This window comes from Streptomyces sp. ISL-36 (assembly GCF_018614205.1).
GTDB lineage: Bacteria > Actinomycetota > Actinomycetes > Streptomycetales > Streptomycetaceae > Streptomyces.
Genome location: NZ_JAGGOS010000048.1, coordinates 88,817 through 95,318, shown reverse-complemented (window position 1 = coordinate 95,318; position 6,502 = coordinate 88,817). Strand labels below are relative to the sequence as shown.

The 6,502-nt window shown below is 72.8% G+C and carries 6 protein-coding genes; 1 reads left to right on the top strand and 5 read right to left on the bottom strand.

Annotated elements, in window-relative coordinates; all coding sequences use genetic code 11:
- Positions 1–254: 254 nt before the first annotated feature.
- From J7E93_RS13645 to J7E93_RS13635, 3 genes are all read right to left on the bottom strand, one after another.
- The gene (locus tag J7E93_RS13645) at positions 255–1,073 is read right to left on the bottom strand and encodes a YceI family protein (RefSeq protein ID WP_215068926.1); all 819 of its coding nucleotides are present in this window, start codon (positions 1,071–1,073) and stop codon (positions 255–257) included.
- Between the two features lie 103 nt (positions 1,074–1,176).
- Positions 1,177–3,630, bottom strand: a complete 2,454-nt coding sequence (locus tag J7E93_RS13640; RefSeq protein ID WP_215068924.1) for an MFS transporter — start codon at positions 3,628–3,630, stop codon at positions 1,177–1,179.
- A gap of 15 nt (positions 3,631–3,645) precedes the next feature.
- Complete coding sequence (locus J7E93_RS13635; protein ID WP_215068922.1) at positions 3,646–4,089, bottom strand: MarR family winged helix-turn-helix transcriptional regulator; 444 nt, start codon at positions 4,087–4,089, stop codon at positions 3,646–3,648.
- Between the two features lie 181 nt (positions 4,090–4,270).
- Here J7E93_RS13635 and J7E93_RS13630 point away from each other — a divergent pair, with 181 nt between their 5' ends.
- Positions 4,271–4,495 carry a hypothetical protein gene (locus J7E93_RS13630; RefSeq protein ID WP_215068921.1) on the top strand — a complete coding sequence of 75 codons (225 nt, stop codon included), beginning with the start codon at positions 4,271–4,273 and terminating at the stop codon, positions 4,493–4,495.
- Positions 4,496–4,716: 221 nt separating this feature from the next.
- Here J7E93_RS13630 and J7E93_RS13625 read toward each other — a convergent pair whose 3' ends face one another.
- Positions 4,717–5,532, bottom strand: coding sequence for a hypothetical protein (locus J7E93_RS13625; protein WP_215068919.1), 816 nt, complete (start codon positions 5,530–5,532; stop codon positions 4,717–4,719).
- A 50-nt stretch (positions 5,533–5,582) separates the two neighbouring features.
- Complete coding sequence (locus tag J7E93_RS13620) at positions 5,583–6,497, bottom strand: RNA polymerase sigma factor SigF (RefSeq protein WP_215068917.1); 915 nt, start codon at positions 6,495–6,497, stop codon at positions 5,583–5,585.
- Positions 6,498–6,502: the final 5 nt, after the last annotated feature.

Below are 6,502 nucleotides of genomic sequence, written 5' to 3'. Positions count from 1 at the left end.
CCCCGACAGGCGGCCGGGCCGACGCCCGGTCGCCCCGACACCCGGTCGGCCCCAGCCACGAACACCGAACGGGGCTCGGCCCGGTGCGGCTCGGCCCGACCCGTGGTCGGCCCGGCGCCCGGTCCGCCCCTCGTCGGCCGCCCACCGGCCGGCCCCAGCCACGAACCGCCCGGCGAGGGCCCGGCGCGGCTCGGTCCGACCCGTGGTCGGCCCGATGCCCGGTCGCCCCGATGCCCGGTCGGGCCGACGTCCCGTCAGCCCTCCTCGGCCGCCCGTACCGCCTGGATGTCCAGCGTCACCCGCAGCGTCGTGCCGATCGCCGCGATGCCCGCGGACACCACCTGGTTGTAGTTCATCGCGAAGTCCTCCCGCCGCAGCTCCGCCTCCGCGCGGAAGGCCGCCCGCACCCCGCCCCAGGGGTCCGCGCCCGTACCCAGGTAGGTGAGGTCCAGGGGGACCTCCCGTGTGATGCCCCGCAGGCAGAGCGCGCCGTCCACGACCCACCGGTCCGGGCCCGCCGCCCGCAGCGCCGTGCCGCGGTACGTGATCTCCGGGAAGCGGTCCACGTCCAGGAAGTCCTCGGAGCGCAGGTGCTTGTCCCGCAGGCCGTTGCCGGTGTCGACGGACCCGGCCGCGATGACCGCCTCCACCCGCGACGCCAGGACGTCCGGTGCGATCTCGATCCGGCCGGTGAACTCGGTGAACCGCCCGTGCACGCTGGAGATCCCCAGGTGCTGGGCCACCGCCCCCACCGAGGAGTGCGCCGCGTCCAGAGTCCAGGCGCCCGGGGCGGGCAGTTCCGTACCGCCCGTACGGGCCAGGACGACCGTGCCCACCTCGGCCCGCCCGGCCGCGCCGACCAGCGCCGTGCGCGCGTCCGGCGCGTAGCCGAGCGCGGTCACCACCACCGTGTACGCCCCCGGCGCCAGCGCCAGCGCAGGCTCCGACCGTACGACCCCGTCGCCGTCCGCCTCCGCCCGCAGGACCTGTCCGCCCGATCCGTCCGTCACGGTCACCACCGCGTGCTGGACCGGCCACCCGTCGCGGGTCCGTACCTCTGCGTGCAGTCCCATCCGTACCCTCACTCTTCCGAAAAAACAGCGGGGCGGCAGGCCGTCCCCTGCCTGCCGCCCCGGACCCGGCCGCGTCTCCGCTCGAAGCGCGGCCGGGGGTCGGTCACTCGCCCGGGTGGGCGAGTTCGATGTCGTGGCCGTCGACCCCGGCGCCGGTCACGGTCAGCCGCCCCGCCACCGGCGGGTAGCCGGTCGCGATGAGCGTGTACTCGCCCGCGTCCAGGTCCGCGAAGCCGTACGCGCCGTCCGCGTCCGTGGTCGCCGACGCCTTCACGTTCCCGGCGGCGTCGACCAGGGTCACCCGTGCGTCGGCCAGCGGCCGGTGGTCGAGTCCCGCGCGGACCGTGCCCTGGACGACCGCTCCGGCCGCGAGGGCCACGTCGAGCCGGGTCGCGCCCAGGCCGCCGATCTCCACGGGCAGCGCCTGCGGTCGGTAGCCGGCGGCGGTGACCGCCACCGTGACCGGACCGGGCACCAGCTCCGCGAAGGCGTAGCCGCCGTCCGCGCCGGACTTGCCGCTGGCCAGGACCTCACCCCGTACGTCCGTGATCACGACCATCGCGCCGTCCACGGGCGCTCCGCCCTCGGCGGCGGTGACGGAGCCCGTGAGCCCGCTGGTGCCGGTCAGGAGCACGTCGTGGGTGAGCGGGCCGTCGTTCACGACCACCGTGGAGGCCTGCGGCTGGAAGCCGTCGGCGGAGGCGATCAGGACGTACGATCCGGCGCCCGGCGCGTCGAAGGCGTAGCCGTCCTCGTCGCGCACGACCGAGCGGCCGAGCTGCTGCCCGCCGAGCGAGATCAGCGTGACCGTCGCGCCGGGGACGTGCGTCCCTTCGGCGGTACGAACCGTTCCGCTCACGGTCAGGCCGGTGGACACCGGGGCCACCGCCGTCACGTCGGTCACCGCCGTCCCGTCTGCCACGGGGGTCACCGCTGCCGTCGGGGCGGGGGCCGCCTGCTCCTCGGACGTCGTCTTCGCCGCCGCGCCACCGGCGCTCTTCAGTGCGACCTCCTTGATGAACAGGGTCACCAGGAAGGCGAGCAGGGCGAAGGGCGCCGAGTAGAGGAAGACATCGGCGACACCGTGCCCGTACGCGCTCTCCATGACGGTACGGATCGGCGCCGGCAGGCTGTCCATGTCGGGGATGCCGCCGCCCGAACCGCCGCTGCCCGCTCCCGCTGCCGCGGCCTTCGGGCCGAGGTCGGCGAGCCCGTCCTGGACGTAGTGCGTGACCCGGTGGGCCAACACGGCGCCGAGGGCCGAGACGCCGATCGCACCGCCGAGCGAGCGGAAGAAGGTCACGACGGAGGAGGCGGAGCCGAGGTCGGCCGGGTCGACCTGGTTCTGCGTGCACAGGACCAGGTTCTGCATCATCATGCCGAGGCCGAGACCCATGACGGCCATGAAGACCGCGATGTGCCAGTACTCCGTGTCGTAGCGGATCGTGCCGAGCAGGCCGAGTCCGCCCGTCACCAGGACGCCGCCGCTGACCAGCCAGGCCTTCCAGCGGCCGGTCTTGGTGATGACCATGCCGGAGACCGTCGAGGAGACGAACAGACCGGCGATCATCGGGATGGTCAGGACGCCGGACATCGTCGGCGACTCGTTGCGGGCCAGCTGGAAGTACTGGCTGAAGAAGACCGTGCCGGCGAACATCGCGACACCCACGAAGAGCGAGGCGAGCGAGGCCAGCGTGATGGTGCGGTTGCGGAACAGGCGCAGCGGGATGATCGGCTCGCTCGCCTTCGACTCGACGAACACGAAGAGCGCGCCGAGGACGATCGATCCGCCGACCATGGCGGCCGTCTGCCAGGACATCCAGTCGTACTTGTCGCCCGCGAAGGTCACCCAGACCAGCAGCAGCGAGACGGCGGCGCTGATCACGAGGGCGCCCGCCCAGTCGACCTTGACCTGACGCTTGGCGACGGGGAGCTTCAGGGTCTTCTGGAGCACCAGCAGCGCGATGATCGCGAAGGGCACGCCAACGTAGAAGCACCAGCGCCAGCCGAGCCAGTCGGTGTCGGTGATGACGCCGCCGAGCAGCGGGCCGCCGACGGTGGCGACGGCGAAGGTGGCGCCGAGGTAGCCGCTGTACCGGCCGCGCTCGCGCGGGGCGATCATGGCGGCCAGGATGATCTGGGAGAGCGCGGTCAGACCGCCGACGCCGATGCCCTGGACGACCCGGCAGGCGATGAGCATGCCGGTGTTCTGCGAGAGGCCTGCGACGACCGAGCCGGCGACGTAGATGACCAGCGCTATCTGGACGAGCAGCTTCTTGGAGAAGAGGTCCGCGAGCTTGCCCCACAGGGGGGTGGTCGCGGTCATCGACAGCAGGGCCGCGGTGACCACCCACGTGTAGGCGGACTGGCCGCCGCCCAGGTCGGTGATGATCTGGGGGAGCGCGTTGGAGACGATCGTCGAGGACAGGATGGCGACGAACATGCCGAGCAGCAGCCCGGAGAGCGCCTCCATGATCTGCCGGTGCGTCATCGGCGCCTCCCCGCCGGAGGCGTGGCCGCCCGCCTGCGTCGACGGGGCGGATGTGGTCGTGGCCATGAACTTCCTTTGCTTTTACGCGTGGTGGGCCCGGCAGTCCCCGAAGGAGTCGCGGAGACGGGCGAGCAGTGTGGTCAGGAGGTCGACGTCGTCGTCGGACCAGCCCGCGAGGTTGCGGGCGAGCATGGCGGTCAGCCGTCGGTCGAGTTCGGCGAGCTTGTCCCGGCCCCCGTCGGTGAGGCGCAGGAGTCGGGAACGCTTGTCGCCCGGGTCCGGCAGTCGCTCGACCCACCCTCGGTCGACGGTGTGGGCCACATGGCGGCTGCTCACGGACATGTCGACCGCCATCAGTTCCGAGACGCGGCTCATCCGCATGTCTCCATGACGCTTGAGCAGGGCGAGCACGACGGCCGAGCCGCTGGGGCAGTCGGCGGGCAGGGAGCGTGCCATGCCTCGCTTGACCGCGCCGATCGCGCTCACCTGGCGGGCCAGGTTCTCGTAGCGGTTCCGTGTCTCCATCGGGTACCCCATGCATCTTGTTGCTTAGGGCAACCATAAGGATGGATGGTTGCTTCAGGCAAACTAAATCGGTCAAACCGCGCTAAAGAATCGGCAAAGGAGGAGGAGGTGTGGGGGAGCGGTGCCGGGGCACGGGGCGGGGCTTGGGGGCGGAAGCCCAGGTTCGCTAGGGTCCTGGCTCATGGCACACAACCCCCAGGCACCGTACGGTCAGGGCCCCGGCCCCGAGGGCAACTACGACCCGGCCGGCAACACCCAGATGTTCCGCGCCTTCGTCGACGAGGGCGTCCCGCAGGGGCGCCAGCAGGCCGCGCCCCAGTCGTCCGGCCCGCGGGTCGGCCTGATCGTGGGCGTGATCGCGGTGATCGCGGTCCTGGCCGCGGTCGCCTGGCTGGCCCTGGGCTGACCACCCGAGCCGCTCGCCCGCCGAGCGTTCCCCCCCCCACCGATTCCGCGCCCCGGCCGCCCTCCCACCGAGGGCGGCCGGGTCTTTTTCCGAGGCCCGGTGCTCGACTGCGGGTGCTCGACGGCGGTGGTGGTCGGCGGTGGTGGTCGGCGGTGCTCGTCCGTCGGTCCTCGGCGCTCGGCGCTCGGCAGGCAGGGGTGGTCGACGGAGTCGGGGTCGGGTCACGTCCAGGTCGCGGTGACCTCCCGGGTGTCGACGTGCATGCCGAGCGGCACCCGCCAGGACTCCACGCAGACGGTGTACGTATGGGTCCGTGCCGCTCCCGCCGCGATCGGCGCGGGCAGCGGCTGCGTGGACTCGACCGTCGCCCAGTCGATGCCGAGCGCACCGATGACGTGGGTGGCGAAGGTGACGGTGCCCGACGTGGCCGCCGTGCCGCCGGTGTTGCGGAACGTCACGGTGACCCGCTCGCACCACCGCTTGTCCGCGTCCGTGAGGACGGGGACGGAGAGCGTGAGCGCGGCGGGCGTGGACGGGGGCCGGGGCGGCGGCGCGGGAGGTGTGGTCCCGGGGGCCGGCGGGGCGGACGAGGCGGGCGGTGTCGTCGCACCGGGGCCGCCGGTCGTGCCGGGGCCGCCGGTCGTGCCAGGGGTCCCGGGGAGAGGGGCGGCGGGGTTCGTGCGGCCGGAGGGCGAGGTCCCCGGGTCCGGCGCCGAGGGCCCGCCCGGACCGTCATCCGTACCCCCGTTCGTACCCGCGCCCGCGCCAGCACGCCCGTCCGTACCCCCGCCCTCGCTCGTGCCCGGGGCGCCGGGGGAGGGGGAGGAGGTGCTGGAGGTCGTACCGCTCGCCGAGGGGTTGTCGAGGGGCACCAGAGTGACCTTGCCCGACGGTGGTACCGCGTCCTCGGGGGTGGAGCCGGCGCCCACCGCCGCGTAGCCCTCGCCGTCGCCTCCGCCGCCGCACGCGGTCAGCGCTCCACCGAGGCAGAGCGCGACCACCACAAGGCCTGACGTCCGTCGCCTCTGTCGCCGCATGGCGCCAGTGTGACTGACGGTCCGTCAGCAAGGAAGAAGTTCCGGCTCTTTCAGTCGGCGATCAGGCCCTGCCGCAGCTGCGCCAGGGTCCGCGTGAGCAGCCGTGAGACGTGCATCTGGGAGATGCCGACCTCTTCGCCGATCTGCGACTGGGTCATGTTGGCGAAGAACCGCAGCATGATGATCTGCCGTTCCCTGGGCGGGAGTTTGGCGAGCAGGGGCTTCAGCGACTCGCGGTACTCGACGCCTTCCAGGGCCGTGTCCTCGTACCCGAGCCGGTCGGCGAGCGAGCCCTCGCCGCCGTCGTCCTCGGGGGAGGGGGAGTCGAGCGAGGAGGCGGTGTACGCGTTGCCGACCGCGAGGCCGTCGACGACGTCCTCCTCCGAGACGCCCAGGACGGCGGCGAGTTCGGGCACGGTCGGGGAGCGGTCCAGCTTCTGGGCCAGCTCGTCGCTCGCCTTGGTCAGCGCGAGCCGCAGCTCCTGCAGCCGGCGCGGCACCCGCACCGACCACGAGGTGTCGCGGAAGAAGCGCTTGATTTCGCCGACGACCGTCGGCATCGCGAACGTCGGGAACTCCACGCCGCGTTCGCAGTCGAACCGGTCGATGGCCTTGATCAGGCCGATCGTGCCGACCTGGACGATGTCCTCCATCGGCTCGTTGCGCGAGCGGAACCGGGCCGCCGCGTACCGCACGAGCGGGAGGTTGAGCTCGATGAGGGTGTCACGGACGTAGGTCCGCTCCGGGCTGTCCGCGGCGGCACCCTGGTCGTCCAGGGCGCGCAGGCGCAGGAAGAGGGAGCGGGAGAGCGTGCGGGTGTCGATGGCTTCCGGCGAGACGACCAGCGGCGCGGCAGGCGCTTCGCTCTGGGCCTGAGCCTGCGGCTGCACCGGCATCTGAACCGGCGTCTGCGCGAGCGCGGGCGTGAGCGTGAGCACCTTCGAGCTGCCCTGTTCTGCGGACATGCCAC

What these genes read in the sequence shown, in the direction of transcription:
- J7E93_RS13640 (WP_215068924.1), bottom strand. Translation starts at nt 3,630, where the DNA reads ATGGCCACGACCACATCCGCCCCGTCGACGCAGGCGGGCGGCCACGCC.
- J7E93_RS13635 (WP_215068922.1), bottom strand. Translation starts at nt 4,089, where the DNA reads ATGGAGACACGGAACCGCTACGAGAACCTGGCCCGCCAGGTGAGCGCG.
- J7E93_RS13620 (WP_215068917.1), bottom strand. Translation starts at nt 6,497, where the DNA reads ATGTCCGCAGAACAGGGCAGCTCGAAGGTGCTCACGCTCACGCCCGCG.
- J7E93_RS13625 (WP_215068919.1), bottom strand. Translation starts at nt 5,532, where the DNA reads ATGCGGCGACAGAGGCGACGGACGTCAGGCCTTGTGGTGGTCGCGCTC.
- J7E93_RS13630 (WP_215068921.1), top strand. Translation starts at nt 4,271, where the DNA reads ATGGCACACAACCCCCAGGCACCGTACGGTCAGGGCCCCGGCCCCGAG.
- J7E93_RS13645 (WP_215068926.1), bottom strand. Translation starts at nt 1,073, where the DNA reads ATGGGACTGCACGCAGAGGTACGGACCCGCGACGGGTGGCCGGTCCAG.